Source organism: Pseudarthrobacter sp. efr-133-R2A-89 (genome assembly GCF_030209315.1).
Taxonomy (GTDB): Bacteria; Actinomycetota; Actinomycetes; order Actinomycetales; family Micrococcaceae; genus Arthrobacter.
This window is the reverse complement of the sequence record NZ_JARVSE010000010.1, coordinates 329,589-356,586: the sequence shown is the minus strand read 5'-3', so window position 1 is coordinate 356,586 and position 26,998 is coordinate 329,589. Positions and strand designations below refer to the sequence as shown.

Genomic DNA, 26,998 nt, shown 5'->3' with positions numbered 1-26,998 from the left:
TTGTTATGCCTTGGCGCGGGCGCGGTTGGCCTTGGCACGCTCGTTGGTGTCCAGGATCACCTTGCGGATGCGGATGGACTCCGGGGTGACCTCGACGCACTCGTCTTCACGGGCGAACTCGAGGGACTCTTCGAGGGTCAGCTCGCGCGGCGGCGTCAGGTTCTCGAAGGTGTCGGAGGAAGCGGCACGCATGTTGGTGAGCTTCTTTTCCTTGGTGATGTTGACGTCCATGTCGTCGGCGCGGGAGTTCTCGCCCACGATCATGCCCTCGTACACCTCGGAGGTGGGCTTGACGAAGAAGGAGCCGCGTTCCTGCAGGTTGATCATGGCGAACGGGGTCACAACACCGGCGCGGTCGGCGACCATCGAGCCGTTGGTGCGGTACTCGATGGGACCGGCCCAGGGCTCGTAGCCTTCGGAGATGGAGGCGGCGATGCCTGCACCGCGGGTGTCGGTCAGGAACCGGGTGCGGAAACCGATCAGGCCACGGGCCGGGACGATGAATTCCATGCGGCACCAGCCGGTGCCGTGGTTGGCCATGTTGGTCATCCGGCCCTTGCGGGCGGCCATGAGCTGCGTCACGGCACCCAGGTATTCTTCGGGCACGTCGATGGTCATGTGCTCCATCGGCTCGTGGATCTTGCCGTCCACGAGCTTGGTCACAACCTGCGGCTTGCCGACGGTCAGCTCGAAGCCTTCGCGGCGCATCTGCTCCACCAGGATGGCCAGCGCCAGCTCGCCACGGCCCTGGACTTCCCAGGCGTCGGGACGCTCGGTGGGGAGCACCTTGATGGAGACGTTGCCGATCAGTTCCTTATCCAGGCGGTCCTTGACCTGGCGCGCGGTGACCTTGGCGCCCTTGACTTTGCCGGCCAGCGGCGAGGTGTTGATACCGATCGTCATGGAGATCGCGGGATCGTCCACCGTGATCAGCGGCAGCGGCTGCGGGTTTTCGGCGTCGGTCAGGGTCTCGCCGATGGTGATCTCTTCGATACCGGCGACGGCGACAATTTCGCCGGGGCCGGCGGATTCGGCCGGCACGCGGTCCAGGGCCTTGGTGGCCAGCAGTTCGGTGATCTTGACGTTCTTAAGCTCACCGTTGGCGCGGGCCCAAGCAACGGTCTGGCCCTTGCGAAGGGTGCCGTTGTAAATGCGCAGCAGTGCGAGGCGGCCGAGGAACGGGGAGGCATCGAGGTTGGTGACGTGCGCCTGCAGCACACCCTCCGGGTTGTAGGTCGGGGCCGGGATGTGCTCGATGATGGTCTTGAAGAGCGGCTCCAGGTCCTCGTTCTCCGGAGCGGTACCGTCGGCGGGCTGCTCGAGCGAGGCGCGGCCAACCTTGGCTGCGGCATAAACGACCGGCACTTCGAGGATCTTATCCAGGTCCAGGTCCGGAACTTCGTCCGCGAGGTCGGAGGCGAGGCCCAGGAGCAGGTCCATGGACTCGTGCACGACCTCTTCGATGCGGGCGTCGGGACGGTCGGTCTTGTTGACCAGCAGGATCACCGGCAGGTGTGCGGCGAGGGCCTTGCGCAGCACGAAGCGGGTCTGCGGCAGCGGGCCTTCGGAGGCGTCCACGAGCAGCACGACGCCGTCGACCATGGACAGGCCGCGCTCGACCTCACCGCCGAAGTCGGCGTGGCCGGGGGTGTCGATGACATTGATGGTGATGGTCTCGCCGTTGGAGGACGGACCGTTGTAGGCCACCGTGGTGTTCTTGGCCAGGATGGTGATGCCCTTTTCACGCTCAAGGTCACCGGAGTCCATCACGCGGTCTTCGAGGTGGTTGTGCTCGGCAAAGGAGTTGGTCTGCTTGAGCATGGCGTCGACCAGGGTGGTCTTGCCGTGGTCAACGTGGGCCACAATCGCGACATTGCGGAGGTCACTGCGGGATGCAGTGGCCACCGCGGTGTTGGTGGTGGTTTCAGACATGCGTAATTGCTCGATTCAGTGGAGTCAGCTGTTGTATCGCGACATTTCCAACTGGAACGCACGACGGACAAGGCCCTTGGCACAGGGCGCCTGCATCTATTCTAGCCGGTGAGCCATTTGTTGGCCTAAAATCCGGCGGGACCACGGGTCCGCGGGGTGCACTGTGGCAGGGCAGGAGCGGCAAAAGTGTGACGAAATTCACTGGTACTTCCGGGAGCGTGGCATGATTGCTCTGAAGCAGAGCCCCACCTTCAGAGCAAGTCGGAGACCACGATGCCCCGTGCCACGGCCATCACGCCCAACGGCGCCACCCGTGCCGCCACCGTCGTGGCGTCCGGACTCCTGGCAGCCTCCGCTGTCCTGGGGCTCGCCGGGTGCGGGGCGCCTGCCGGCGATGGGGTCAGTTCCCTGTCGCGGGCCGCAGCGTCCGGTGGACAGGCCCCCGCCGCCGTGAAGACCAACGTGGCAGCCACGTCCCGGCTGCTCAATGCCGGGAACGGACGGCTCGAGGCGGTGGTACCGGACATCAGCAGGACTGTCCTGCTGATCGGGGATTCCCAGTCTGAACCCCTGGACGGCTGGCCGCGCCTGGGCCTCGCCGCTGCCGGGTACGACGTGTATTTTTGCGGCCGGGGCGGCACGGGGTACGTCGCGGCAAACGGTGCCACCGGCAACTACGTTGACGCCCTGGAGCGCGGGGACTGGCTGCTCCCGTCAGGCAGCCCGGCGCTGATCGTCATCGAGGGTGGCGGCAATGACGCGGCCACCGGGGCAAGCAACACCCAGATTGTCCGCAACGCCGGGCGGCTTATCGCCGATCTCAAAACCCGCTACCCCGGCACTCGGATGGCAATGATCGGAACGTTGGCACGCGGGGCGGACGACGGCGGCGGCCGACGCAGCGAAGTGGACGCCTTGGTGGGGTCCGTGGCCGCCGCCCACGGCCTGCCATTTGTTTCCGCCGGGGATTGGCTGACCCGCTACGGACTCGCCAAGGACCTGGCTGATTCCGTCCACATGAACGCCGCCGGCCGTGTTGCCCTGGGCGGGATCCTTGAGCGACGGCTCAGGGAGTTGAAACTGGACCGGACATCGGCCGCTGACCAGGGTTCCCTGGCGGCGGTCACCGGCGGCATCAGCGGACTGCAGGACTGAGGCATAAAAAGGTGGAGCCGGGACCCACGGTCCCGGCTCCACCTGTATGGGCTGCGCCCTACGCCACCTCAGGCGGAAGCATCAGCTTCGCACCGGGGATGGCGTTGAGCAGCGCCTTGGTGTAATCCTGCTGGGGCGACTCGAAGACATCGTCCGTCGAGCCCGTTTCCACCAGCCTGCCCTTTTCCATCACGCACACGTGGTCGGCGATCTGCCGCACCACGGCGAGGTCGTGGGTGATGAACAAGTAGGTCAGCCCAAGGTTGGCCTGAAGGTCGGCGAGCAGGTTCAGGACTTGCGCCTGCACTAGGACGTCGAGGGCGGACACGGCCTCATCACAGATGATCACCTCGGGATCCAGCGCCAGGGCGCGGGCGATGGCAACACGTTGACGCTGACCGCCGGAGAGTTCGTTCGGGTACCGCTGCATGGCGGACTGGGGCAGCGCCACCTGGTCCAGCAGGGTCCGGACTTTCTTTTCCCGGCTGGCCTGGTCGCCGATCTTGTGGACCCGCAACGGTTCTTCGATCGTGCGGTAGATGTTGTACATCGGATCGAGCGAGCCATACGGGTCCTGGAAGATCGGCTGGACCCGCCTGCGGAACTTGAACAGTTCAGCCGGCTTCAGCGCCGAGGTGTCGACGCCGTCGAACAGGATCCTGCCGTCCGTCGGCTTCTCGAGCTGGAGGACCATCTTGGCTACCGTGGACTTTCCGGACCCCGACTCCCCCACGATCGCCGTCGTGGTTCCGCGCCGGACGTCGAAGCTCACGCCGTCGACCGCCGCGAAATCCGCCGCCTTGCCCAGCCCCTGGCGGAGCTTGTACACCTTCCGCAGGTCCTGGATCTGCAGGAAGGTATCGGACTTCGCCGTTTCGGCGGCAGGCGCCAGCAGGTCGGTCGTCTCCACGCCCTGTTCCTTCGCCACCTGGATACGGCGGCTGGCCAGGGACGGGGCCGACTCCACGAGCCGCTTGGTGTACGGGTGCTGCGGGTTGCGGAGCAGCTCCAGCGACGGTCCGGCTTCAACGACGCGGCCCTGGTACATAACGACGACCTTGTCCGCGCGCTCGGCTGCCAGGCCAAGGTCGTGGGTGATCAACAGGACGGAGGTGCCCAGTTCGTTGGTCATGGTTTCCAGGTGGTCCAGGATCTGCCGCTGGACCGTCACGTCAAGGGCCGACGTCGGCTCATCGGCAATCAGCAGCCGCGGCTGGCAGGACAGGCCGATGGCGATCAGGGCACGCTGGCGCATGCCGCCGGAGAACTCGTGCGGGTACTGGTTGGCCCGGCGCTTGGCGTCCGGCAGCCCGGCCTGGGAAAGCACCTTGGCGATGTCGTCCGGCGCGCTGGGCCGTCCGTTCGCGCGCAGTGTTTCCCGGACCTGGTAGCCGATCTTCCAGACCGGGTTCAGGTTGGACATAGGGTCCTGCGGGACCATGCCGATGGTGTTGCCGCGCAGTTCGATCATGCGCTGCTCGCTGGCGTGGGCGATGTCCTCCCCGTCGAGCAGGATCTGGCCGCCGGATACCTTGCCGTTGTTGGGCAGGAGGCCAATGGCCGCCAACGCGGTGGTGGACTTGCCGGAGCCGGACTCCCCCACGATGGCCACGGTTTCGCCGGGCATGATGGTCAGGTGGGCGTCCCGTACGGCCTTGACGTCGCCGCCACCGGTCTTGAAGGTGATGGCGAGGTCGCGGATTTCGAGCAGCGGCCTGATCCCGGTGCTGCCGGCCTCATCAATGCGGACGTCTGGAGTTGTCATCTCTTTATCTCTCATCGCTGACGGCTCTTCGGGTCGAGGGCGTCGCGCACGGCGTCGCCCAGCATGATGAAGCTGAGCACCGTGATGGACAGCGCCGCGGCCGGGTAAAGCATGATTTCCGGCCGGGTCCTGATCGATGCCTGCGCACCGGCAATGTCGTTGCCCCAGGACATGATGCTCTGCGGCAGGCCGATGCCCAGGAAGGACAGGGTGGCTTCCGCCACGATGAACACGCCCAGTTCAAGCGTTGCAAGGACGATGATCGGTGCAAGGGCGTTCGGCAGGACGTGGCGGATCAGTGCCCCGAACTTGGAAACACCCAACGCCCGCGCCGCCGTAACGAAGTCCGAGTTACGTACTTCAATGACCGCGCCGCGGGTAATACGGGCCATTTGCGGCCACGCGAGGAGCGATATGACGAAGACTACGGTCCACACGCTCTTGTTCTCGCGGAACAAAGGAAGCTGCGTGATGACCAGCGCACCGAGGACCAGCGGCAGGGCGAAGAAGATGTCGCCCAGGCGTGCCAGCACGGCATCGATCCAGCCGCCGTAGTAGCCGGCGAGGGCGCCGAGCGTTACGCCGATGACCAGGACGCACAGGACCGAGAGCAGGCCCACGGAAAGGGAGGCTTGCGTGCCGTGGATAACCCTGGAGTAGACGTCGCAGCCCTGGAAGGTGAAGCCGAACGGGTGCCCGGCGGTGGGGCCGCCTTCGGAATTGGCAAGTTCGCAGCCCTCGTTGGGGGGCGTGGACGTGAACAGGCCGGGGAACAGCGCAATCACCACCAGGGCAAGGATCAACAGTGCCGAGATGATGAAGAGCGGACGACGGCGGAGCTTGCGCCAGGCGTCTGCCCACAGGCTGAGCGGGGCCTGGTCAGTCTTGACGGCATCCGTTGCCTGCAGCGGGGTCTCGTCGATGGGTGCAACAAAGTGGTTGTTATTACTGGTCATAGCGGATCCTCGGGTCAAGCCAGGCGTACAGGAGATCGACAAGCAGGTTGGCCACCACGAACACCAGCACCAGCACGCTGACGATGGAGACGATGGTGGGGCCTTCACTGCGGAGGACTGCCTGGTAGAGCTTGTTGCCTACGCCGGGAACGTTGAAGATGCCCTCGGTGACGATGGCACCGCCCATCAGGCCGCCAAGGTTGGCGCCGAGGTAGGTGACCACCGGGATGAGCGAGTTGCGCAGGATGTGCGCCAACACCACCCGGGGCCGCGAGAGGCCCTTGGCGGTGGCGGTCCGCACATAATCGGCGTTCATGTTCTCGCTCACTGACGCGCGCGTCAGGCGGAGGACGTAGGCAAAGGAGACGAGCCCCAGGACCACGGCCGGCAGCAGCAGGGTGACCCAGTCGGCGTTGGCGCCCACAGTGGGTTTTGCCCAGCCGAGCTTTACGCCAAAGACGAGCTGGAAGACGAAGCCCAACACAAATGTGGGAACGGCGATGACCACCAGCGAAGCCACCAGGACCGTGGAGTCAAACCAGCCGCCGCGGCGCAGGCCTGCGAAAACGCCGAAAGCGACGCCAAAGATTGCCTGGATTGCCAACGCCTCGACGGCCAGCATGGCCGTCACGGGGAAGACCCTGGCAAGGCTGGCCGCGATGGGCTGGCCGGTGAAGTCGTTGCCCAGGTTGAAGGTGAAGAGGTTCTTGAGGAACAAGCCGTACTGGACCCAGAACGGCTGGTCCAGGTGGTACTGGCTGCGCAGGGTGTCAATGACTGCCTGCGGGGGCTGGCGGTCGCCGAAGAGCGCAGCGATGGGGTCGCCGGGCAGGGCGAACACCATGTAATACACCAGGAGGGTCGTGCCGAGGAACACAGGGATCACCTGCAGGAGTCGGCGCAGGATAAACCGGATCACAGGATCACCTGCCTTCCGGTAGGGGGAAAAACGCGTTCATGAATGCCTTCCTGCCGCTTGCAAGCCAATGGGGGCCCGGACGTAACCGGAACCCCCATCAGCCTTCGGCAAGTTAGATCTGGGCCTACTTGGCGGTGATGCCGTAGTAGAGGATTTCACCGTTCCAGCCGGTCTCGGCCTTCACAATGTTGTTGCTCCACACGATCGGACGTGCCTGGTCCCAGAGCGGCAGGCCGGGCAGGTCCTGGAACAGGATCTCCTGGGCCTGGTTGAACTTGGCGTTGGCCTCGTCCGTGCTCTTGGCTGCCAGGCCTTCCTTCAGCAGCTTGTCGAACTCCGGGTTGGAGTACTTCTCGTAGTTGGAGGAAGCGCCCGTGGCCCATACCGGTCCCAGGAAGTTGTAGAGCGACGGGTAGTCACCCTGCCAGCCGGCGCGGGTCAGGCCCGGCAGCTGCTGGGACTTGCGCAGGTTGAGGACCTCGGCGAACTTGGCGAACGGCTGGATTTCAGCCTGGATGCCGAGGTTGTTCTTGAAGCCGTTGGCAACGGCGTCGATCCATTCCTTGTTGCCACCGTCAGTGTTGGAGGCAATCTGGAGCGGCTTGGAAGCGTCGTAGGGCTGGATCTTGTCGGCCTGGGCCCACAGGTCCTTGGCCTTGGCGGGATCGAAGTTCAGGACTTCGCTGCCCTTGAGGCCTTCCTTGAAGCCGTCGATGACCGGCGGGGCGAAGGCCTTGGCCGGGGTGCGGGTGCCGTTGAAGACAACCTTGGCGATTTCCTCGCGGTTGATGGCGTAGGACAGGGCCTGGCGGCGCAGCTTGCCGGCTTCACCCTGGAAGTTCGGGTTGTAACCCGGGATGTTAAGGGTGGAGTCGGTGGCAACAGCCTTGGTGGCGTTGCGGTCCGGGAAGTCGTTGACGTAGGTCTTCAGCGCGTTGGACGGCAGGACGTCAGTGATGTCCAGGTTGTCCGACTGCAGGTCCGTGTATGCGGGGCCCGGATCGGTGTAGAACTTGAAGGTCACGCCGCCGTTCTTGGCCTCGCGGGTGCCCTTGTAGTCGGCGTTCTTCACCAGGGTGATGGACTGGTCGTGGACCCAGGAACCCTGCTTTTCGAACTTGTAGGGACCGTTGCCAACCGGGTTTTCACCGAAGGTCTTGGGGTCGGTCAGAGCAGCGGAAGGAAGCGGGTAGAAGGCGGAGTAGCCAAGGCGCAAGGACCAGTCGGCCTCAGGCTGGGCGAGCTTGACCGTGATGGTCGAATCATCGGTTGCCTGCAGTCCGGACATCGTGTCCGCCTTGGGGGCCGGGGTGGTGGTGGTCTTGCCGTCCGCACCCTTCACCGAGTTCACGGCCGAGACGTCGTCGTAGCCGGCGATGGACTCGAAGAAGAAGCCGTTGTTCTGCAGGTTCTTGGAGTTCGCGGCGAAGTTCCAGGAATCAACGAAGGTCTTGGCCGTGATGGCTTCCCCGTTGGTGAACTTCGTGCCCTGCTTGACCTTGATGGTCCAGTTCTGCGCGTCGGACGACTCGATGGAATCGGCCAGTGCGTTCACTGCCTTGCCATTGGCGTCGTAGCTGCGGAGACCTTCGAAAAGCAGGTTTACGACGCGGCCGCCGTAGACCTCATTGGTGTTCGCCGGCAGCAACGGGTTTTGTGGCTCATTGCTGTAAGCGGTGATGACCTTGTTCGGATCGCCGGCAGCAGTGCTGGACCCGCCAGTGCTGCCGCCGCCGCCGCACCCGGTCAGGGCAAGCGCGGCGATTGCCACGATGCCCAGTGCTTTGGAAGTGCGCGTAAAACGCATTCCGCCTCCTATGAGTTGTGGGAGAGAGATATTGGGGAAATCTTGTGCTTCCCCGCAGGCTGGACACAGCTGAGTGCTGTGACGAAACCTACATATACGGGTTAGCCTAACCGCACGAAGTCCGGATACTGGTACTCCGTTGCCAAACCGTGACCGGAGCAGTCAAATACCCCGCAAGTGGTGGGCAGTTACGCACGTCACATGCTACTCGTCGGTACGCCAGACGGCGAATCGGGGCCGTGATCGTTCACGTTCCGGCGCATCCGTCCGCAGCGGAGGGCGCTGCCGGCTTAGGCCAAACGCCAGTCCCAGACGTTCCACCAGACGCCCACAGGACCGGGGCTGGTTTTCACGCCAGCCACCCGGGAGTTGAATGCGGTGGTGCCCAGGGTCTGGTAAAGGGGCAGGCCATAGGCGTCCTCCCAGACGTGCCTGTCGATGTCCGCGAGGAGTTCGTCCTGTTTCCCAAGGTCGGTGGTGACAGCCAGTTGCGCCATCACCTTGTCCGCATCGGCGTCGGAATAGCCCGTGAAGTTGCTGCCGCCTCCGGTGCGGAAGATCTGCGGTACCCGGCTGACTCCGGCTTCCGCGCCGATCCATCCGGACAATGCCGCGTCATAGCCTCCGCGGCTGAGCGATGCGGCCCAGTCGGCGCTTGCCTGGCCGCCGTCTTCCACCCGGAAGCCCGCCCGTTCCGCCGAGTCCCGGATCAGGGCGAAGGCCTTGGCCCGGTTGGGGTTATCCCGGTTGTACAGGATGCGGACAGTGGGCGTGGCGCCCCTCAGGAGGCCCTTGGCGGCATCGATGTCCACCTCGGCGTAGTCCGACGACCCGTTCTTCTTTACGGTGTCCGCGTATTTGGGCTGATCGGGCAGGAAGACCTGTGAATCCAGCGGTTTGTTGTCTACCGCCTGGCCGCCCCTCACGGCATCCACGATGTCCTGCCGGGGAACCGTCTTGAGGAAGGCCTCGCGGACGTCCTTGTCCTTGAAGGGGCCGGTGAAGTTCAGGTCGAGGTGGTCGTAGCCCGCCTGCTTGTAGCGTTGCACGGTGATGCCCTGCCCGGACAGGCCCGTGAGCAGCGCATCGGTGGCAGCGGACGGCTGCGGCGAGATGATGTCCGCTTGGCCGTTGCGCAGGGCATCAACGGCGGCGGGCACCGCCCCGGTGAACCGGACGTTGATCTCGTCCAGCCAGGGTTCCTGGCCCCACGTGTAATCCCGGTTCCGGACCAGTTTCATGGAAACCTCCGGGACGATGTCCCGGACGATGTAGGGGCCGCTCGAGAGGTAAAGCGCCGGATCATCCGGAATCTTCTTCGTGTCGAACCCGGTGTTCCAGAAGTCGCTGACCTTCTTGAGCGCCGCAGTGGTCACAGGCTTCTCAGGATTGCCGCGAGGTGTGTTCTTCAGGAGGTCTACCAGGTCTCCCTCGTCGGTGAGCCCGCTCTTGGCCGCGACCACATGGGCCGGGAGCCCGACGTCGAATGCCACTTCCCAGTCGGCGTAAGGCGCGGCGTATTCGAGGGTGATGGATCTGCCGTCCGAGCCGAGTTCCGGAAAGACCGTACCTGCCAGGCCGGTGGCGTTGGAGGCTGTTGCGAAGTATTTGGTGCCCTTCCCGGTGCCGGGGTCGACGTCGTCGAAATAGCCGGATCCGGCGGCCCAGCTCAGGAGCAGGTCGGCGGCGCCCACCGGAGCACCGTCGGACCACTTGACTCCCTCGTTCACCGTGTATTTCACCTTGAGGGGCTGATCCGAAACCTTTTCGTAGTGCCCGAACTTGTCGTTGCGGACCACCTTGGAGCTGTCATCGAGGAAGAAGAAACCGGAGTGCGTAATGGCGCCGATCTTCGTGTTGATGTCGGTGTTGCCGTTTGCGCTGTACGGGTTGAAGGAGGAGAAGGCGTTAACTTCCGCGACGGTCACGCTGCCACCGCGCTTGGCCTCCCCCACCACCACCGACGGGGCACCCCCGCCGGAGCAACCGGAGAGAATCAGGGCGGCCGCCACCGCAGCAGTGAGCAGTTGCATCAGCTGCCTGACCGGCATGCCGCCTCCTTTGTGTTTTTCCCTCTCCGGAGGGCAACGGGCCGCCACGAACACGCCCGGTGAAATCAGGATACGCGGTGCCGCCGCCCAGTCATCGATTCCAGTCCCCCTCCCCCTTAAACGGGGGCTTCCGGACCAGCCGGTCCTGGCCGGAGTCATCCAGCAGCGCGCGGGCACGGGCCCGGTGGCTGTCCTTGACCGCCGGATCCATCCGGTCCCACAGGGACACGACCATCCGCGAGCGCGGATTCCGCTCGAAGACCGGACGGTGGTCATCGATGAACGACCAGTACAACCCATCCCAGTCAGCCATCCACTCCCCCGCCGGCAGGTCCGACATCTTCCGCAGGTAGTTGCTACCCGAGACATAGGGTTTTGTAGTGATGTCGGCCCCGGCCGCGAATTGGCTCATGGCGTAGACATTGGGGACCATCACCCAGTCGTAGGCGTCGATGAACATCTCCATGAACCAGGCATAGACATCGTCAGGGTGGATCCGCAGCAGGGACATGGCGTTACCCAGCACCATCAGCCGTTCGATGTGGTGGGCGTAACCGGTGGCCAGCACGCGCGATATGACCAGGTCCACGGGGGCCAGCCCGGTCTTGGCGTCCCACCAGCCCGCTCCGGGGCGGTTCCGGTGGTTGAGCAGGTTGGCGGTTCGCATCCGCCGCCCACGCACCCGATAGGTGGCGCGCATGTACTCGCGCCAGCCGATGACCTGCCGCACGAATCCTTCAAGGGAGGCCAGTGAAGTGTTGTCGTCGGCGCCGTCCAAGGCAGCGTCCAGGACTTCGCGCGGATCAAGCAGGCCGATGTTCAGGACCGGGGTAAGGAGGCCGTGGTTGATGAACGGATGCTCGGCGGAGATCGCGTCTTCGTAGGGTCCGAAGCCGGCCAGTCGCTCTGAAACAAATTCCTGCAGATGTTCGCGAGCCTCCCGGGTCGTCGTAGGCCAGGCGAACAGGTGCGGGTCGCCCGGGGCATCCGGGAATTCCTGCGCCACCCAATCAATCGCGAGGCCGACCTCGCGGGAAGCCTCGTCGCTGTGCCGGCTTCCAGCCGGGAGGGAGGGCTCGGTCAGCGCATCAAGGTCGAACGCGCCTTGCTGCTGGAGAGCGGGGTGGTCCCTGAAGCGGCTGACGGTGGGTGGAACATGCCCGCGGGGAAGTTTCTTTCGGTTCTCCGCGTCGAAGGACCATTTTCCGCCGGCCGGTTCGCCATTATCGACCAGGATGTCCAGCCGCCGTCGTTGCCAGATGTAGAAGTCCTGCATCCGCGGCCGGTTGTGGGAGAACCAGTCGTCGATCTGCGTGCGGTTGGTCAGGAAGTTGGGCGTCTCGAGCACGTCTTCGGCGCGCAGCCGGTACCCGCCGTCGGCCAGTCCCGCAGCGAGGTCTTGCTCGAGCCAGTCATCCACGACGTCGAAGCAGGTAACGAACTGCGGACGCCGTCGCCTGACCAGCTCGGCAAGCTGGACGCGTGACGTCCGGGTCCGGTCGCTGGGGAGGACCACCACGTCGTAGCCGAGCCCGCGCAGCCTGCGGGCGAACCTGGCCATGGACGCGCGGTGCAGCACCAGTTTGTGGGAGTGGAAGGCGTACTGTCGGAAGTAGAGGTCATGTTCGATGAGGACGAAGACGGTGTCCATGCCCGTCTCCTCCCAGTGCTTCTCGAAGAGTTGATGGGGCAGGACGAGGCGCAGGCGTGGTCCATCAGTCATAGGGAAACACTATGGTGCCGCGGATTCCGCCGGGGCCGGCGCCCCTTCTGGTCCCGGCCGGGCCTCAGGTACGGCTGGTTTGGTGGAGGCAACCGGGCGACACCACCCTGACCGTACTCGCCGGATTGTTGACCAGGGCTGCCGCGGGGCGGACAGGCCTTCGCTGCAGGTCGCCACCGCAGTTGGGACATGACCTGTTGGGGAAGCGCTCGACGCAGTCCGGGCACCACGTGCATTCAAAGGTGCAGATATAGGCGGGATCGGACGGCGCAATATCGCGGTCGCAACATTCGCAATTGGGACGGATCTCCAGCATCCGACCACTCTAGCCAACGGGACCCGCACGAACGCCCCGTCACACCTTAAGGCCGAACTCCCGGACGGCCGCTGCCCGTGAACGATGTCCAAGGTGGATAGGCTGGGTGCATGGCGACCGTTATTCTCGTGCGGCACGGCCGCACCACTGCCAATGCCACCGGGCTGCTTGCCGGCCGGGCAGCCGGCGTCGGCCTGGACCAGCTCGGACGTGACCAGGCCGCACTGACCGCGGAACGGCTCGCGCCCGTGCCGTTGGTCGGGGTGGTGTCCAGCCCGCTTGAGCGGTGCCTGCAGACTGCCCGGTTCATCCTGGATCGCCAAGCTGGTGCGCCGCATGCGCCGACGGATCCGGATCTCACGGAGTGCGATTACGGCCAGTGGCAGGGCCGCTTGCTCAGCGAACTCGCCGCTGAAGCTCTGTGGCCGGTCGTACAGTCGCAACCGTCCGCCGTCGTCTTTCCTGGCGGTGAATCCATGGCCACGATGCAGGCCCGGTCGGTGGCAGCTGTCCGACGCCATGACGCAGCCTTCGAAGCCGAGTACGGGCCAGGGGCGGTCTGGGCAGCGGTGAGCCACGGTGACATCATCAAGTCGATCCTCGCTGACGCGCTCGGCATGCACCTTGATCTTTTCCAGCGGATCAACGTCGGTCCCGCGTCCGTATCGATCGTGCGCTACGGTGCCAACCGGCCAAGCGTGTACGCCACCAACACCGATGCCGGTGACCTGTCGTGGTTGTCGAACGGCATGGACTCCGTCGATGCGCCGGTGGGCGGCGGCGCGGGGCACAAGGCGCCGTGAACCCCATGTGCCTAGAATACTGACATGCCTACACGTGTTCACGAGTTTGACTGGCCTGATCGGGTGGTTGTTGGCACCATTGGCCTGCCGGGGGCGCGTACGTTCTATCTTCAGGTACGGGCAGGGGCGCAGCTGGTGAGTATCGCCATGGAGAAGCAGCAGTCTGCCCTGCTCGCGGAAAAGATCGACGAAATCCTCGACCAGCTCATCACCGTCGAGGGCAACCCCTTCAGCATTCCCACGGGAACGCCCCCTGAACTTGTCGATAACGACCAGCTTGAGGCCGTTCAGGAGCAGTTCCGTACCGGGGCCATGAGCTTGGGATGGGACCCCACCACGGCCCAGGTGGTGATTGAGGCACATCCCATTACCGATGACGATGACGACAACGACGAATCGTTCGACGAGGACGCCGACGAGTCGGAAATGCTGGTGGTGCGGATGCCTGTCGGCACCGCCCGTGCCTTCGCCAAGCGGACCCGCGAGATCGTGGGCGCCGGACGTCCAGCCTGCCCGATCTGCGGCTATCCCATAGACGCCGACGGGCACACCTGCACCCTTCCCGAGGCCTGATGCCGGCGCCGGACCTGCTGGCCGCAGAGCTGACTCTCACAGGCCGCATCACGACGGCATCCAATGCTACGTTCCTGGGCAGCATCGGCGACGTGATCGTCGTTTACAAGCCGATTGCAGGCGAGAGGCCGTTGTGGGATTTTCCGGCGGGATCCCTGGCCCGCAGGGAGGTGGCCGCGTACCGCGTCTCACAGGTCCTGGGCTGGGATATCGTGCCCCGCACCTGGCTGCGCGATGGTCCGATGGGCGAGGGTATGGTTCAGCTCTGGCAGGAGCGGGACGCCGCCCAAAGCCCCGTGGACCTGGTCGCGACGGAGCAGGTGCCGGAGACCGGCTGGAAACAAATCCTCGAGGGACAGGATGAGCGCGGACGGATGGTCGCGCTGGTCCACGAAGACTCGCCGGCCCTCAGGCGCATGGCAGTGTTCGACATCATCGTCAATAACGCCGACCGCAAGGGCGACCACATCCTTGCCATGCCCCGCGGACACCGGCACGGTGTTGACCATGGGCTCACCTTTCACAGCGAACACAAGCTCCGCACGGTGCTGTGGGGATGGCTGGGAGAGGAATTGACCGCCGAGGAAATCGCCGGCGTCGACCGTGTCAGCGAGGGACTTGCCGGCGAATTGGGTCGGGACCTGGCGGCCCTGGTCAGCGCCGAAGAAATCGCATCGCTCGCCGCGCGTTGTGCCCAGTTGCGCCGGACGGGACGGTTTCCGGCTCCGAGCGGCGAGATGTCGGCGGTGCCTTGGCCGCTGTTCTGAGGAACTTTGGCTCCCGCTTCGCGCCCATTGGGCATGAGGGTGGCCGCATGATGCCGGGCAACCGGCGACTAAAGAGGGATGGCCGCCAAGAACCGTGGTTCTTAGCGGCCATCGCAGGTGCCCTCCGGCGCCTTGGGACTAGACGTTGAAGCGGAACTCCACCACGTCGCCGTCGGCCATGACGTATTCCTTGCCCTCGATCCGGACCTTGCCGCGGGATTTTGCCTCGGCCATGGAGCCTGCTTCAACGAGGTCGTTGAAGGACACCACCTCGGCCTTGATGAATCCGCGCTGGAAATCGGAGTGGATGACACCGGCAGCCTGGGGTGCTGTATCACCCTGCCGGATGGTCCAGGCGCGGGTTTCCTTAGGCCCTGCGGTGAGGTATGTCTGGAGCCCCAGGGTGTGGAAGCCAACACGGGCGAGCTGGTCGAGGCCGGATTCGTCCTGGCCGTTCATTTCCAGCATCTCGCGGGCTTCTTCCTCATCCAGTTCGACGAGGTCCGATTCCAGCTTCGCGTCGAGGAAGATGCAGTCGGCCGGGGCCACCAGGGCTCGCAGCTCGGCTTGCTTCCCGGGGCTTCCGAGGATTCCCTCGTCAGCGTTGAAGACGTAGATGAAGGGCTTGGCAGTCAGCAGGCCGAGTTCCTTCAGGTGCTCCATCTCCAGCTTGTCGCTCTTGATCGAGGAGAAGATCGTGTCGCCACGTTCCAGCACCGCCTGGGCAGCCTTCACGGCGGCCAGTTCGGCGGCTTCGCGCTTCTTGATCTTGACTTCTTTTTCGATCCGCGGGACGGCCTTTTCAATCGTCTGCAGGTCGGCGAGGATCAGCTCGGTGTTGATCGTTTCCATATCGGACCGGGGGTCCACCTTGCCGTCGACGTGGATGACGTCGGGATCGTCGAACACGCGGACCACCTGGGCGATCGCTTCAGCCTCGCGGATGTTGGCCAGGAACTGGTTTCCCAGCCCTTCGCCCTCCGAGGCGCCCTTGACGATGCCGGCGATGTCGACGAAGGACACGGCGGCGGGAAGCACGCGCTGGGAACCGAAGATGGCAGCCAGCTTCTCCAGCCGCGGGTCCGGCAGGTTGACGACGCCGACGTTGGGCTCGATCGTGGCGAACGGATAGTTCGCCGCGAGCACCTGGTTGCGGGTCAGTGCGTTGAAAAGGGTTGATTTGCCGACGTTGGGCAGTCCGACGATGCCAATAGTAAGAGCCACGAGCATTGATTCTACCCGCCGGCTCCCTGCCGCCAGTACTGGGGATGTCACTGGCCGTGATTGTCGGAGGCCCGTGCAACAGTGAAGCCATGGATGCTTTTGCCTTGATTCTGGCCCTTCTGATGTTGCTGCTGGGTGCACTTGCCGGTGCCGCGGCCATGTATGTCCTGCTGCGCAGGAACTCCCGCGGACTGGAGGCGGACTTTGACGCGGTCTCGTCCCGGCTTTCGGAGGTGACGGCCCAGCTGGCAGCGGCCGACGCCGAGCGGCGGCTTTTGGCTGCCCAGAACCGTGAGCTCGGTGAGGCACGGACGCAGGACGGCAGCGTACTGCGTGCCCTGGCCCCGGTGGCGGAAAAGCTGTCCGCGGTCCAGCAGCAGGTGGCGCTCCTGGAACGGGACCGGGTGGAACAATACGGCCAACTGGCACAGCAACTGCAGGAAGCCCGGCTGTCCGATGAGCAGCTGATCCGCTCCACGCACGCGCTGGAATCGGCTTTGCGGTCAAACAGCGCCAGGGGCCAATGGGGCGAGGTACAGCTTCGGCGGGTCGTGGAGGCTGCGGGGATGCTCCGCCACGTGGACTTCGTGGAGCAGGCCCACAGTGCGGGCCACGATTCGTCCGTCCGCCCCGATCTGGTGGTGCAGTTGCCGGGCGGGAAACAACTGGTGGTTGACGCCAAGGTGCCGTTGTCGTCCTACCTGGAGGCCCAGGATCTCGGTGTGGTGGATCCCCGCACGGTCCAGCCGTCCGTGGCGCGGTCCGGCAATGATGCCCGCAGCCAGGCGCTGCTGGCGGCGCACGCCAAGGCGTTGAGGGCGCATGTGGACGCTCTGGGCACCAAGAAGTACTGGGACATCCCGGGGAATTCGCCGGAGCTGGTGGTCTGCTTTATTCCCGCGGAATCAATTCTTGCCGCGGCACTGACGGCAGATGCCGGACTCCTGGACTACGCGTTGTCGCGGAACGTTGTCCTCGCCTCGCCGAGTACGCTGCTTGCGGTACTGAAGTCCGTGGCGTTCACCTGGCGCCAGGACGTCCTGACGGACAGCGCACGCGAACTGTTCGAGCTCGCGCGGCAGCTGTACGACCGAATGGGGACGCTGGGTGAGAACGTTGGGAAGCTCGGGTCGTCCCTGAAGTCGTCGGTGGATCGCTACAACGCCATGGTGGGGACCCTGGAAGCGCGGATCCTGCCCACGGCCCGGAAGCTCAACACCTTGGAAGATTCAGGCCTCGTCACCCCGGCCTTGGTGGAGGCAACCCCGCGCGCGCTGGTGGCACCCGAACTCCAGGGTGATGACGAAGCGGCCTGAGGACCGTCGGAGATGCTGGAAGGGCCGGGCAGTTTCATTGAAACTGCCCGGCCCTTCCTTCGCGCTGTTGCCTGCTGCCGTCCGCCTGCTGTGATGGGTCCTCGCCCGCGGGGGTGGTCAGCTGCGGGTACGGCGGCCGCCCAGGGCGCGGCTGACGTCGCCGGCTTCCTTGAGGGTTGCACGGAGCTCCTTGGGCAGCGAGAACAGCAGGTCCTCCTCGGCGGTGACCACTTCTTCCACCGCACCGTAGCCATAGTCGGCCAGCAGCCGCAGAACGTCCTGCACCAGGACCTCCGGAACGGAGGCCCCGGACGTGACGCCCACGGTAGCGACGCCTTCGAACCAGGTTTCGTCAACCTCGTTCGCGAAGTCCACCCGGTACGAGGCCTTGGCGCCGTATTCCAGCGCCACCTCCACCAGCCGGACGGAGTTGGAGGAGTTGGCGGAACCGACCACGATCACCAGGTCCGCCTTGGGTGCGATCTTCTTGATGGCCACCTGCCGGTTTGTGGTGGCGTAGCAGATGTCATCGCTGGGCGGGTCCTGCAGGGTGGGGAACCTGTCCTTGAGCAACCGGACGGTTTCCATGGTCTCGTCGACGCTGAGGGTGGTCTGGGACAGCCAGATGACCTTTTCCGGATCGCGGACGGTCACTTTGTCCACTTCGTGGGGTCCATTGATGATCTGGATGTGGTCCGGCGCTTCACCGGAGGTGCCTTCCACTTCCTCGTGGCCGTCGTGGCCGATCAGGAGGATGTCGAAGTCGTCCTTGGCGAAGCGGACGGCTTCCTTGTGCACTTTGGTGACCAGGGGGCACGTGGCATCGATGGTGCGCAGTCCGCGGCTCTCCGCCGATTCGACGACGGCCGGGGAAACGCCGTGCGCCGAGAAGATCACCAGCGCGCCCTCCGGGACTTCGTCAGTCTCGTCCACGAAGATGGCGCCTTTTTCCTCGAGCGAGCTGACCACGTGGACGTTGTGGACGATCTGCTTGCGGACATACACGGGCGGGCCGTAGTGCTCCAGCGCCTTCTCGACGGCGATCACTGCCCGGTCAACACCGGCGCAATAGCCGCGCGGGGCGGCCAGCAGCACCTTCTTGGTTCCGTTCACGGGGGCCGCGGCCGCCACTTCCTGGGGCGAGCGGCGCCGGCGCGGAACGGTTGGCATCGAAAGGGGTACAGCCGAGGTGGTCATCCCTCCATGCTACCGGCTGGCCCGCACCCGTTTCCGGGAGGCGAACAACGTCACAATCCCCGCTGCCAGCAGGACCGCGCCGGTCACCGCCGTGGCACCGATCCAGGCCTGGAAGTCAGCCGCTGCCACGCCCACGAATTCGTCGCGGAACATGTTGGCCACCGAACTGCCCGTGTCTGTGGCCGCGGCACGGGCCGATCCCAGTTGCGTTCCGAGCGACCAGAGCCCGGCGAGGGCCAGGCCGCCAAGGCCCGCAGCGAACAGCACGGTCCAGCGGCGGCGGGCTGCGACGAGTGCCAACAGGAACGCAATGCCGGCGCCGATGGCGGCGATGTAGCCCATGGGAGCGTAGGTGGCCAGCCGCTCCGCCCACTCGCGTTGTGCGGGTTGGCCGACGTTGATCAACGTTTGGTCCGGCGGGGTGAGGGGAAGCCGGGTGGTGCGGGAGATTTCCTCCGAACCGAGGGCAACCAACGGGGCCACGTCAAGGGTGAGCGACGACGCCGGAACGTTGCCGGTCTCCCCGGCCGGGCTGGCGAAATTCAGGCGGTGGCTCCGGCGAAGGGTCTCCTCCCACGCTGCGGGGTAGCCGGGAAGCTGGGTCAGGGACTCCGCTGCCTTCTCCAGGACCGAGTCGATCAGCCCGGACAGGGCGCCGGGAACCGAACCGGTATCGATCGTTCCCACGGCCGCGGCAGCGAGTTTCTTCTGGAAGTCCGCGTTCTTGCCAAGGGGCGCCGCAAGCCGGACAAATCCGTCTTCCTGGATGATGTTCCGGTCCACCCACATGGCGGGGACGGCGACGGACGCCAGGAGGATGCCCAGCACGGTGGCGAGGGCGGAAATGAAAGTGCGCACGGCAGGTCCTTCGGGGTTGGGGGCCTCACTCCATCCTAGGCAGGCCCGCTGGCCGTCCCTGTCAGCCCCGGGTGCTAGACCTTTTGGATAAGGTTGATTGACCGCCCACAACAGTTGAAGGACCCCATGCCCGCAGCACCAGCCCCGCACCGGCGTCCGCATGTCTGACCAGGCGTCCCTTCCGGGTGCCGCGCCCACCACATTGCCGGCCACCGCAGCGGAAACCAGCCCGGACAATCCCTGGCCTCTGCAGCTGTTGTCGCAGAAGCTGAAGGCGCACATCGACCGGACCCCGTCGGCGTGGGTGGAAGGCCAGGTCATCGAACTGAACCGCCGCGGCACCAACGCCTACATCACCCTTCGCGACGTTGACGCGGAAGTATCGCTGCCGGCGTCCGTCTGGACGAAAGTGCTGGAGCGGCAGAACCTTCCGCTCGAGCGGGGCTCACGGGTGGTTGCACTGCTGAAGCCCGAGTTCTGGATGAAGACCGGACGGTTGAACATGCTGGTCCGGGACATCCGTCCAGTCGGCCTGGGCGACCTTCTGGCCAGGATCGAACGGCTGCGCCAGGCCCTGGCCGCGGAAGGCCTGTTCGCCGATTCGCGGAAGAAGCCCCTGCCGTTGCTGCCGCACCGCATCGGCCTGATCACCGGCCGCGACTCGGACGCGAAGAAGGACATCCTGCGCAACGCGGCATTGCGGTGGCCGGCTGTGGAGTTCGAGATCCGCGAAGTGGCGGTGCAGGGCAACACCGCCGTGTCCCAGGTTGTCAGGGCACTTCGTGAACTGGACGGGCTGCCGGAGGTTGACGTCATTGTCATTGCCCGGGGCGGTGGCGCCCTGGAGGACCTCCTGCCGTTCAACAGCGAGGACCTGGTCCGGGCGGTGGCCGCTGCGGCAACTCCCGTGGTCAGTGCCATCGGGCATGAGGCGGACCGCCCGCTGCTGGACTACGTTGCCGATCTTCGGGCCTCCACGCCTACGGACGCTGCCAAGCGGATCGTTCCGGAAGTCTCCGAAGAACTGGCAGGCGTCCGCCAGGCGCGGGAACAGCTGCGGCGCTGCATGGAACGGCTGGTGGACCGGGAGTCGGACCGCCTGGCCGCACTCCACTCGCGGCCCGTGATGGCAGCACCCGAGGGCATGGTTTCCGTCCGCGCCGAGGAAATGGAGCGGCTGCTGCGGCGCTCCTCGGCGGCCGTGAATTCCACGGTGGTGCGGGCGGCGGACCAGCTGGAGCACCTGAAGGCCCAAGTGCGCGCACTGTCACCGCAGAAGACGCTCGACCGGGGGTACGCCGTCGTCGAACTGGCAGGTGACCAGAGCGCCCGGATCGCAGCGTCCGGGCACGCCGTCGTCCGCCGCCCTGCTGAGGCGCCGGCGGGCTCCGCTTTGTCCATCCGGGTGGCGGAGGGCCGTTTTGGCGCCACCTCCACCGGGCTGCTGCAACCAGCCAAACCAGACCACCAGCAAGGATTGGAAGAGAAGGCATGACCGAACAAAAACCGGAGCCGGACGTCGCGGGGCTGAGCTACGAGGAAGCCCGGGAACAGCTCATCGCGGTGGTGGGAAGGCTGGAAGCCGGAGGGGCAAGCCTCGAAGAATCCCTGGCATTATGGGAGCGCGGAGAGGCGCTGGCCGCACGCTGCGAGGAGTGGCTGGAGGGCGCGCGGAAGAGGTTGGCAGCCGCACGCGACCAGCCGCTCTAAGCCGCCGCAGCCGCCTGTCAGGACCGGGCCACGAGCTCGCGTTCGATGTCCACGTCGAACTCTGCTTTGGGCCACTCCAGGCGAACATCGGACAGTGCCGACATCACCAACTGCTGCACGGCGATCCGGGCGTACCACTTCTTGTTGGCCGGAACCACATACCAAGGAGCCGCCGCCGTACTGGTTGCGTCAAAGGCAGCCTGGTACGCCGCCATGTAGTCGTCCCAGAAGGCCCGCTCCTTCAAGTCACCGCTGCTGTATTTCCAGTGCTTGGCAGGATTGTCCAGGCGGGCCAGGAGCCGGGACTTCTGCTCATCCCTGCTGATGTTGAGCATTACTTTGACGATCCTGGTGCCCGCGTCGGCCTGGCGTCCCTCGAATTCATTGATGGCCCGGTAGCGCCGGGTGATCTCTTCCGGTGTGGCCCAATTGTGGACCCGGTGGATGAGGACGTCCTCGTAGTGGGAGCGGTCGAAGATTCCCACCATCCCGGCCGCCGGCACCTCCTTCTCGATGCGCCAAAGGAAATCGTAAGACTTCTCCTGCTCGGAGGGGGCCTTGAATGCCTTGAACTGGACGCCTTGGGGGTCCATGGTGGCCATGACGTGGTTGACGATGCCGCCCTTGCCTGCGGTGTCCATCGCCTGCAGGACCAGCAGGATCCGCTTCTTCCCGCCGAACCGGGACTCCGCGAACAGCTTCTCCTGCATCTCCGTCAGCTTCCCGTCCAGGTCAGCCAGCAGCGCTTCGCCGTCAGCTTTGTTGCCGCTGTAGCCCGGAGTGGCGTCGGGGTCCACCGCGGCCAAGGAAAATCCCTTGCCAACGCGCAGGGTGTCAGAGGGGTGCTGGTGGAAACCGACAATGCTGGCCACGGGGGTCCTTCCCTGGGAGGTTCACGGACGCGGTGCGCCCGTGACCACAGGCTAGTTCCCCTGGTACCGGCTTAGGAAGTCCCCCATCCGGCCGATGGCTTCCTCGATGTCCTTCACGTTCGGCAGCGTGACCATGCGGAAGTGGTCCGGCCGCACCCAGTTGAATGCACGGCCGTGCGACACCAGGATCTTCTGTTCCCTCAGGAGGTCGAGGACAAACTTCTCGTCATCCCTGATGTGGTAGACCTCCGGGTCAAGGCGCGGAAAGAGGTACAGCGCGCCCCGTGCCTGCTGCGTGCTGACGCCTGGAATCGCGTTCAGCATGTCGTAGGCCTTGTTGCGCTGTTCCAGCAGGCGGCCGCCCGGAAGGATGAGGTCGTTGATGCTCTGGTAGCCGCCGAGTGCGGTCTGGATGGCGTGCTGGGCCGGGACGTTGGCGCAGAGCCGCATGTTGGCCAACAGGTTGATGCCCTCCAGGTAGTCGGCGGCTTCCTTCTTGGGCCCGGAGATCGCCATCCACCCTGCCCGGTAGCCGCACACCCGGTACGCCTTGGACAGGCCGCTGAACGTCAGGCACAGGACGTCGTCGCCGGTGAGCTTGGCGAGGTTCACATGGACGGCGTCTTCGTACAGGATTTTCTCGTAGATCTCATCGGCAAAGACCACCAGCCCGTGCTTCTCGGCCAGCTCCACGATGCGCTTCAGTGTGGCTTCGGGGTAGACGGCGCCGGTGGGGTTGTTGGGGTTGATGACCACGATTCCCTTGGTGCGGGGCGTGATCTTCGCTTCCATGTCCTCAAGGTCCGGCTGCCAGCCGGACTCCTCGTCGCACAGGTAGTGGACCGGTTTGCCGCCGGCGAGCGCCACGGAGGCGGTCCAGAGCGGGTAGTCCGGCGTGGGAATGAGGACCTCGTCACCGGAGTCGAGCAACGCCATCAGGGACATGGTGATGAGCTCGCTGACGCCGTTGCCCAGGTAGATGTCGTCTACGTGGATGTTCTGGATGCCGCGGGTCTGGTAGTACTGCGAGACGGCGGTGCGTGCGGAAAAGATGCCGCGGGAGTCACTGTAGCCCTGGGCGTGGGGCAGGTGGCGGATCATGTCCACGAGGATGGCGTCCGGGGCCTCGAATCCGAACGGCGCGGGGTTGCCAATGTTCAGCTTGAGGATCCTGTGGCCCTCCGCTTCCATCTGCTGGGCGGCCTGCAGGATCGGTCCACGGATGTCATAGAGGACGTTGTTGAGCTTCGTGGACTGCCTGAATTCTGCCATCCCTCAAATATGCCACAGGAAGGATGCATCACCGTTGAGACCTCCGCCACACGCACGACGGCGGCTGCCGGACCTTTGGAAGTCCGGCAGCCGCCGTCGTGATCACCTGCTCCTGCGCACCCGGGCGGGGAAAGGCGGGCTGTTACTTGACGATGCCCTTGTCTTTGAGCCAGGCGGCGGCTGCCGTCTTGGCGTCCTGCTTCTGGCTGCCGCTGACAGCGCGGTTGAGGTTGATGAGGTCATCGGTGGTGAGGATGCTGGACACGGAGTTCAGGGCCTGCTTGGCCTTGTCCGTCATCTTCGCCTTGTTGTACAGCGGAAGGACCTGCTGGGCGATGAAGTTGTTCTTCGGGTCATCAAGCACCACCAGGTCGTTGTCGGCGATCGAAGGCGTAGTGGTGTAGATATCGGCCACCTGCACCTGGTTCTCAAGGAGCGCCTTGAGCGTCACCGGGCCGCCGCCGTCGCTGAAGGGCTCCAGCTTCTTGGGCACGCAGTTGTAGTTCTTCTTCAGGCCCGGCAGGCCGTAGGCGCGCTCACCGAACGTGGCCGGAGCGCCCACCACGATGTCGCTGCAGACCTTGGCGAGGTCGTCGATGGACTTCAGCTGATACTTCTCCGCCGTTGCCTTGGTGACCACCATGGCGTCCTTGTCCTCTGCCTTGGACGCGTCGAGGACGGCCAGGCCGTCCGGGAGCTTGCCCGGCAGCGCCTTGGCGATGTCGCCGGCGGAAACCTCGGTGGCTTCCTTGTTCACGTAGAGGAGCAGGTTGCCGCTGTAGTCCGGCACCACGTCCACGGAACCGTCCTGGACGGCCTTGAAGTAGACCTCGCGGGAGCCGATGTTCGGTTTGGTGGTAGCGGTGATTCCGTTGGCGTTCAGGGCGCCGGCATACAGCTCGGCGATGATTTGGCTCTCCGGGAAATCAGCGGAACCAACCACCAGGGACGTGGCCTCACCGGAGGCGCCGCCGCTGGATGCCGGTGCGTTGCTCAGCGGATTGGACGAACCACCGCAGGCGGACAACGCCACTGCCAGGCCAAGTCCGGCGGCCAGGCCGCCGAAGGCCCGCCTGCCGAGGCGTGGGGGACGGCTATCTTTCATGACTTACCTCCTTGTACAACAGTCTCCGCAACCACGGGGTCTGTGAGATCAACCGCAGCCTCCTGGCTGCGGTGGGACTGCTTCGAGGTGCCTGTTGCCAGGAACAGCCTCTGGAATAGGGACAGGATCAGGTCCACAGCGATGGCCAGGACCGCGATGAGCAGGGAACCACCCAGCATCTGGGGAAAGTCGCTCAGAACCAGGCCGTCGAAGAGGTAGCGGCCCAGGCCTCCAAGGTTGATGTAGGCAACCACGGAAACCGTGGCGATCACCTGCAGCACGCCGGTCCGGAAACCGCCGAACATGACCGTCAAGGCATTGGGCAATTCGGCCCGGAACAGGACCTGCAGTTCGGTCATGCCCATGGCCCTTGCGGCGTCCACCACGTTGCGGTCCACGCTCGAGATACCGGCGTACGTCCCGGCCAGGAGCGGTGGGACGGTGAGGATCACCAAGGCCCAGATCGGTGGCATCAGCCCAATGCCGGCCAGCAGCACGAACAGGATCAGCAGGCCCAGGGTGGGCAGGGCACGCAGCGCACCTGCCAGGGCCACGACAGCCACCCTCCCCCTCCCGGTATGGCCAACGAACAATCCAACCGGGACCGCGATGGCGGTGGCGATCAGCATGACCAGCCCGGTGTACTGCAGGTGCTCGACCACGCGGGTGGGGATGCCCATGCTTCCGGACCAGTGCATCGGGTCGGCGAGCCAGGCAACGGTGTCCGAGATGACGTTGCTCATGCTCCCCCTCCCGTCCCGCTTGCGGCGAGGGGACCTGCGGCGGTTGATGCCTCGGCGTGACTGCCGCCGTCCCCACGCTCGCGCCGTTTGCCGGTCCGTTCCCAGGGTGTGAGGACACGTTCCAGCAGGACGAGGAGGGCGTCCATGACCAGCGCCAGGACCAGGATGGCGACGATCCCCACCACCACCTCGGTGACGAAGTCACGCTGGAGCCCGTCAGTGAAGAGCATGCCCAGGTTGCCGACCCCCAGCAGGGCGGCAACGCTGACCAGGGAGATGTTGCTGACGGACACGACGCGCAACCCGGCGAACATCACCGGAAGTGAGAGCGGCAGGTCGACCTTCAGGAAGCGTGCCAGCGGCTTGAATCCCATGGCCTGGGCGGCCTGGCTGACCTCGGCATCCACGGAGTCGAAGGCGTCCAGCGCCGCGCGGACCAGCAGCGCCACAGCGTAGATGGTGAGCGCCACCACGACATTGACTGGGTCCAGGATGCGGGTGCCCAGGATGGTGGGGAGGATGATGAACAGTGCCAGCGAGGGAATGGTGTACAGCAGCGACGACGCCGTCAGCACCACAGAGCGCAGCGCACCACTCTGCCTGGCCAGCTGGGCGAGCGGAACGGAGATCACCAGGCCCAGGACCATGGGAACAAGCGCCAGGACCAGGTGCTGGCCGCCGCGCTCGAAGACCATGCCGCTGTTGGCCAGGAACCACTCCATCAGAGTGCCGCCTGCCGGAGCTGCCGCGCTTCCTCGATCAGTGCCAGGACCTCGCCGCCGCGGACTACCCCCAGCACCCGGCCGTCGGGGTCCACGGCAACACCAAAGCCCGACGGCGATGACAGAGCCGCGTCCAAGGCCCGCCGCAAGCTCTCGCCGGGGCGGAACAGCGACCCGCCGGGAACAAGTTCAGTTTCGGTGCCGGGTGCCGACCAGCCCAGGGGCCGCTTGTCCGCATCCACCACCAGCTGCCAGCCACCGGCCGCGCCGTGGTCCGACACGTCTCCCTGGGCGCCCCGGATAATCGTCGGCACGGGGTGCAGGACCACACCGTCGGACGGGGTGAACCCAAGGTGGCGGAAGCCGCGGTCGCGCCCCACGAAGGATGCGACGAAATTGTTGGCGGGCGCCCGCAGGATCTCCTCCGGAGTAGCGTATTGGGCCAGCTTGCCGCCGGTGGCGAAGACGGCCACCCTGTCCCCGAGGATGGTGGCCTCGTCAATATCGTGGGTGACGAAGACGATGGTCTTGGCGAGGTCTTTCTGCAGGCGCAGCAGTTCCTGCTGCAGTTCGTCACGCACCACGGGGTCCACGGCACTGAACGGCTCGTCCATAAGGAGCACCGGTGGGTCTGCTGCGAGGGCGCGGGCAACGCCGACGCGCTGCTGCTGGCCGCCGGAGAGCTGGGAGGGGTAGCGCTTGCCGAGGGACGACGCCAGGCCCACAACGTCCAGGAGTTCCGAGGCGCGTTTGCGGGCGTCAGCCTTTGAGACACCGTTAAGCCGGGGGACGGTGGCGATGTTGTCCAGGACCGAACGGTGCGGCAGCAGCCCCGCGGACTGCATGACGTAGCCCATGGAGCGGCGCAGTTCCGCGGCCGGAACGGACGTGACGTCCTTGCCGTCCACCGTGATGGTTCCCGAGGTTGGTTCCACCATGCGGTTGATCATCCGGAGCGACGTCGTTTTGCCGCAACCGGAGGGACCGACGAAGACGGTGATGGTGCCCTTGGCGATGGACATGGACAACCCGTCCACGGCAGGCTGGCCGCCGGGATACTGCTTGGTGACGCTCTGGAACTCGATCATCGCCTGGTCCATGGTCCGGACTTACCTGTTCTCTCGGACGGGCTGATCCCAGCACCGCGACATTGCCATCAGCACGCTGATAGTTACGGTAACCCAATCGGGGGCCGGCTTCACCAGATCTGGC

The 26,998-nt window shown here is 65.3% G+C and carries 24 protein-coding genes; 7 read left to right on the top strand and 17 right to left on the bottom strand.

The features are described from left to right. Positions 1 to 3: 3 nt before the first annotated feature. Positions 4 to 1,932 (bottom strand): translational GTPase TypA, encoded by a 1,929-nt coding sequence (gene typA, locus QRM95_RS17430; protein WP_018760321.1) that lies wholly within the window; start codon positions 1,930 to 1,932, stop codon positions 4 to 6. A 273-nt stretch (positions 1,933 to 2,205) separates the two neighbouring features. Between typA and QRM95_RS17425 the strand changes: the two genes are divergently transcribed. Beyond that, positions 2,206 to 3,087 (top strand): SGNH/GDSL hydrolase family protein, encoded by an 882-nt coding sequence (locus QRM95_RS17425; protein WP_285248730.1) that lies wholly within the window; start codon positions 2,206 to 2,208, stop codon positions 3,085 to 3,087. A gap of 58 nt (positions 3,088 to 3,145) precedes the next feature. Here QRM95_RS17425 and QRM95_RS17420 read toward each other — a convergent pair whose 3' ends face one another. From QRM95_RS17420 to QRM95_RS17390, 7 genes are all read right to left on the bottom strand, one after another. After that, the gene (locus QRM95_RS17420) at positions 3,146 to 4,852 is read right to left on the bottom strand and encodes a dipeptide ABC transporter ATP-binding protein (protein ID WP_285248729.1); all 1,707 of its coding nucleotides are present in this window, start codon (positions 4,850 to 4,852) and stop codon (positions 3,146 to 3,148) included. Between the two features lie 11 nt (positions 4,853 to 4,863). Continuing rightward, positions 4,864 to 5,808: an ABC transporter permease gene (locus QRM95_RS17415; protein WP_285248728.1), complete on the bottom strand. Its 945-nt coding sequence runs from the start codon at positions 5,806 to 5,808 to the stop codon at positions 4,864 to 4,866. Then, on the bottom strand, positions 5,798 to 6,727 hold the full coding sequence (locus QRM95_RS17410) for an ABC transporter permease (RefSeq protein ID WP_018760325.1): 930 nt from the start codon (positions 6,725 to 6,727) through the stop codon (positions 5,798 to 5,800). The genes QRM95_RS17415 and QRM95_RS17410 overlap by 11 nt, the downstream gene beginning before the upstream one ends. Positions 6,728 to 6,851: 124 nt before the next feature. Continuing rightward, a complete protein-coding gene (locus QRM95_RS17405; RefSeq protein WP_018760326.1) occupies positions 6,852 to 8,534 on the bottom strand; it encodes a peptide ABC transporter substrate-binding protein in 1,683 nt (560 codons plus the stop codon). 290 nt (positions 8,535 to 8,824) lie between these two features. Further along, positions 8,825 to 10,585 carry an ABC transporter family substrate-binding protein gene (locus QRM95_RS17400; protein WP_285248727.1) on the bottom strand — a complete coding sequence of 587 codons (1,761 nt, stop codon included), beginning with the start codon at positions 10,583 to 10,585 and terminating at the stop codon, positions 8,825 to 8,827. Between the two features lie 91 nt (positions 10,586 to 10,676). Next, positions 10,677 to 12,308 (bottom strand): cryptochrome/photolyase family protein, encoded by a 1,632-nt coding sequence (locus QRM95_RS17395; protein ID WP_285248726.1) that lies wholly within the window; start codon positions 12,306 to 12,308, stop codon positions 10,677 to 10,679. A 64-nt stretch (positions 12,309 to 12,372) separates the two neighbouring features. Beyond that, the gene (locus tag QRM95_RS17390) at positions 12,373 to 12,624 is read right to left on the bottom strand and encodes a DUF1272 domain-containing protein (RefSeq protein WP_285248725.1); all 252 of its coding nucleotides are present in this window, start codon (positions 12,622 to 12,624) and stop codon (positions 12,373 to 12,375) included. A gap of 110 nt (positions 12,625 to 12,734) precedes the next feature. On the opposite strand from QRM95_RS17390, the gene QRM95_RS17385 reads away from it, so the two are divergent. From QRM95_RS17385 to QRM95_RS17375, 3 genes are read left to right on the top strand one after another with little or no spacing between them, the layout of a single operon-like run. Next, complete coding sequence (locus QRM95_RS17385; RefSeq protein WP_285248724.1) at positions 12,735 to 13,427, top strand: histidine phosphatase family protein; 693 nt, start codon at positions 12,735 to 12,737, stop codon at positions 13,425 to 13,427. A gap of 24 nt (positions 13,428 to 13,451) precedes the next feature. Next, entirely contained in the window at positions 13,452 to 14,000 is a 549-nt protein-coding gene (locus tag QRM95_RS17380; protein ID WP_285248723.1) for a DUF3090 domain-containing protein, read from the top strand. After that, positions 14,000 to 14,767 carry an SCO1664 family protein gene (locus tag QRM95_RS17375; protein ID WP_285248722.1) on the top strand — a complete coding sequence of 256 codons (768 nt, stop codon included), beginning with the start codon at positions 14,000 to 14,002 and terminating at the stop codon, positions 14,765 to 14,767. The genes QRM95_RS17380 and QRM95_RS17375 overlap by 1 nt, the downstream gene beginning before the upstream one ends. 138 nt (positions 14,768 to 14,905) lie before the next feature. Here the strand turns inward: QRM95_RS17375 and ychF are convergent, their stop codons facing one another. Next, positions 14,906 to 15,991: a redox-regulated ATPase YchF gene (ychF, locus tag QRM95_RS17370; protein ID WP_285248721.1), complete on the bottom strand. Its 1,086-nt coding sequence runs from the start codon at positions 15,989 to 15,991 to the stop codon at positions 14,906 to 14,908. Positions 15,992 to 16,080: 89 nt separating this feature from the next. Here ychF and QRM95_RS17365 point away from each other — a divergent pair, with 89 nt between their 5' ends. Continuing rightward, on the top strand, positions 16,081 to 17,307 hold the full coding sequence (locus QRM95_RS17365) for a DNA recombination protein RmuC (protein WP_285248720.1): 1,227 nt from the start codon (positions 16,081 to 16,083) through the stop codon (positions 17,305 to 17,307). Between the two features lie 117 nt (positions 17,308 to 17,424). Here the strand turns inward: QRM95_RS17365 and QRM95_RS17360 are convergent, their stop codons facing one another. Beyond that, the gene (locus QRM95_RS17360) at positions 17,425 to 18,504 is read right to left on the bottom strand and encodes a 4-hydroxy-3-methylbut-2-enyl diphosphate reductase (protein WP_026264275.1); all 1,080 of its coding nucleotides are present in this window, start codon (positions 18,502 to 18,504) and stop codon (positions 17,425 to 17,427) included. 9 nt (positions 18,505 to 18,513) lie between these two features. Next, positions 18,514 to 19,362, bottom strand: a complete 849-nt coding sequence (locus QRM95_RS17355; protein ID WP_285248719.1) for a hypothetical protein — start codon at positions 19,360 to 19,362, stop codon at positions 18,514 to 18,516. Between the two features lie 160 nt (positions 19,363 to 19,522). Here QRM95_RS17355 and xseA point away from each other — a divergent pair, with 160 nt between their 5' ends. Both xseA and QRM95_RS17345 read left to right on the top strand, forming a co-directional pair. After that, a complete protein-coding gene (xseA, locus tag QRM95_RS17350) occupies positions 19,523 to 20,857 on the top strand; it encodes an exodeoxyribonuclease VII large subunit (RefSeq protein ID WP_285248718.1) in 1,335 nt (444 codons plus the stop codon). Further along, entirely contained in the window at positions 20,854 to 21,072 is a 219-nt protein-coding gene (locus tag QRM95_RS17345) for an exodeoxyribonuclease VII small subunit (RefSeq protein ID WP_285248717.1), read from the top strand. The genes xseA and QRM95_RS17345 overlap by 4 nt, the downstream gene beginning before the upstream one ends. A gap of 17 nt (positions 21,073 to 21,089) precedes the next feature. On the opposite strand, the gene QRM95_RS17340 is transcribed toward QRM95_RS17345, so the two are convergent. The 6 genes from QRM95_RS17340 to QRM95_RS17315 all read right to left on the bottom strand — a co-directional run bounded on the left by QRM95_RS17340 (position 21,090) and on the right by QRM95_RS17315 (position 26,886). After that, on the bottom strand, positions 21,090 to 21,944 hold the full coding sequence (locus tag QRM95_RS17340) for a polyphosphate kinase 2 family protein (protein ID WP_285248716.1): 855 nt from the start codon (positions 21,942 to 21,944) through the stop codon (positions 21,090 to 21,092). A 51-nt stretch (positions 21,945 to 21,995) separates the two neighbouring features. Further along, a complete protein-coding gene (locus tag QRM95_RS17335) occupies positions 21,996 to 23,216 on the bottom strand; it encodes a pyridoxal phosphate-dependent aminotransferase (protein WP_285248715.1) in 1,221 nt (406 codons plus the stop codon). A 142-nt stretch (positions 23,217 to 23,358) separates the two neighbouring features. Then, complete coding sequence (locus tag QRM95_RS17330; RefSeq protein ID WP_285248714.1) at positions 23,359 to 24,321, bottom strand: ABC transporter substrate-binding protein; 963 nt, start codon at positions 24,319 to 24,321, stop codon at positions 23,359 to 23,361. After that, positions 24,318 to 25,064, bottom strand: coding sequence for an ABC transporter permease (locus QRM95_RS17325; RefSeq protein ID WP_285248713.1), 747 nt, complete (start codon positions 25,062 to 25,064; stop codon positions 24,318 to 24,320). The genes QRM95_RS17330 and QRM95_RS17325 overlap by 4 nt, the downstream gene beginning before the upstream one ends. Beyond that, entirely contained in the window at positions 25,061 to 25,786 is a 726-nt protein-coding gene (locus tag QRM95_RS17320; RefSeq protein WP_285248712.1) for an ABC transporter permease, read from the bottom strand. The genes QRM95_RS17325 and QRM95_RS17320 overlap by 4 nt, the downstream gene beginning before the upstream one ends. Further along, positions 25,786 to 26,886, bottom strand: a complete 1,101-nt coding sequence (locus QRM95_RS17315) for an ABC transporter ATP-binding protein (protein WP_285248711.1) — start codon at positions 26,884 to 26,886, stop codon at positions 25,786 to 25,788. Before QRM95_RS17315 ends, QRM95_RS17320 begins: the two co-directional genes overlap by 1 nt. Positions 26,887 to 26,998 lie beyond the last annotated feature (112 nt).

Excerpts from the sequence above, each read along its gene's own strand:
- QRM95_RS17400 (WP_285248727.1), bottom strand. The coding sequence starts at position 10,585 with ATGCCGGTCAGGCAGCTGATGCAACTGCTCACTGCTGCGGTGGCGGCC.
- QRM95_RS17360 (WP_026264275.1), bottom strand. The coding sequence starts at position 18,504 with ATGACCACCTCGGCTGTACCCCTTTCGATGCCAACCGTTCCGCGCCGG.
- QRM95_RS17315 (WP_285248711.1), bottom strand. The coding sequence starts at position 26,886 with ATGGACCAGGCGATGATCGAGTTCCAGAGCGTCACCAAGCAGTATCCC.
- QRM95_RS17335 (WP_285248715.1), bottom strand. The coding sequence starts at position 23,216 with ATGGCAGAATTCAGGCAGTCCACGAAGCTCAACAACGTCCTCTATGAC.
- QRM95_RS17395 (WP_285248726.1), bottom strand. The coding sequence starts at position 12,308 with ATGACTGATGGACCACGCCTGCGCCTCGTCCTGCCCCATCAACTCTTC.
- QRM95_RS17365 (WP_285248720.1), top strand. The coding sequence starts at position 16,081 with ATGGATGCTTTTGCCTTGATTCTGGCCCTTCTGATGTTGCTGCTGGGT.
- QRM95_RS17380 (WP_285248723.1), top strand. The coding sequence starts at position 13,452 with ATGCCTACACGTGTTCACGAGTTTGACTGGCCTGATCGGGTGGTTGTT.
- QRM95_RS17390 (WP_285248725.1), bottom strand. The coding sequence starts at position 12,624 with ATGCTGGAGATCCGTCCCAATTGCGAATGTTGCGACCGCGATATTGCG.
- typA (WP_018760321.1), bottom strand. The coding sequence starts at position 1,932 with ATGTCTGAAACCACCACCAACACCGCGGTGGCCACTGCATCCCGCAGT.
- QRM95_RS17375 (WP_285248722.1), top strand. The coding sequence starts at position 14,000 with ATGCCGGCGCCGGACCTGCTGGCCGCAGAGCTGACTCTCACAGGCCGC.
- QRM95_RS17405 (WP_018760326.1), bottom strand. The coding sequence starts at position 8,534 with ATGCGTTTTACGCGCACTTCCAAAGCACTGGGCATCGTGGCAATCGCC.
- xseA (WP_285248718.1), top strand. The coding sequence starts at position 19,523 with ATGTCTGACCAGGCGTCCCTTCCGGGTGCCGCGCCCACCACATTGCCG.
- QRM95_RS17330 (WP_285248714.1), bottom strand. The coding sequence starts at position 24,321 with ATGAAAGATAGCCGTCCCCCACGCCTCGGCAGGCGGGCCTTCGGCGGC.
- QRM95_RS17325 (WP_285248713.1), bottom strand. The coding sequence starts at position 25,064 with ATGAGCAACGTCATCTCGGACACCGTTGCCTGGCTCGCCGACCCGATG.
- QRM95_RS17345 (WP_285248717.1), top strand. The coding sequence starts at position 20,854 with ATGACCGAACAAAAACCGGAGCCGGACGTCGCGGGGCTGAGCTACGAG.
- QRM95_RS17385 (WP_285248724.1), top strand. The coding sequence starts at position 12,735 with ATGGCGACCGTTATTCTCGTGCGGCACGGCCGCACCACTGCCAATGCC.
- QRM95_RS17420 (WP_285248729.1), bottom strand. The coding sequence starts at position 4,852 with ATGACAACTCCAGACGTCCGCATTGATGAGGCCGGCAGCACCGGGATC.
- QRM95_RS17425 (WP_285248730.1), top strand. The coding sequence starts at position 2,206 with ATGCCCCGTGCCACGGCCATCACGCCCAACGGCGCCACCCGTGCCGCC.
- QRM95_RS17415 (WP_285248728.1), bottom strand. The coding sequence starts at position 5,808 with ATGACCAGTAATAACAACCACTTTGTTGCACCCATCGACGAGACCCCG.
- QRM95_RS17320 (WP_285248712.1), bottom strand. The coding sequence starts at position 25,786 with ATGGAGTGGTTCCTGGCCAACAGCGGCATGGTCTTCGAGCGCGGCGGC.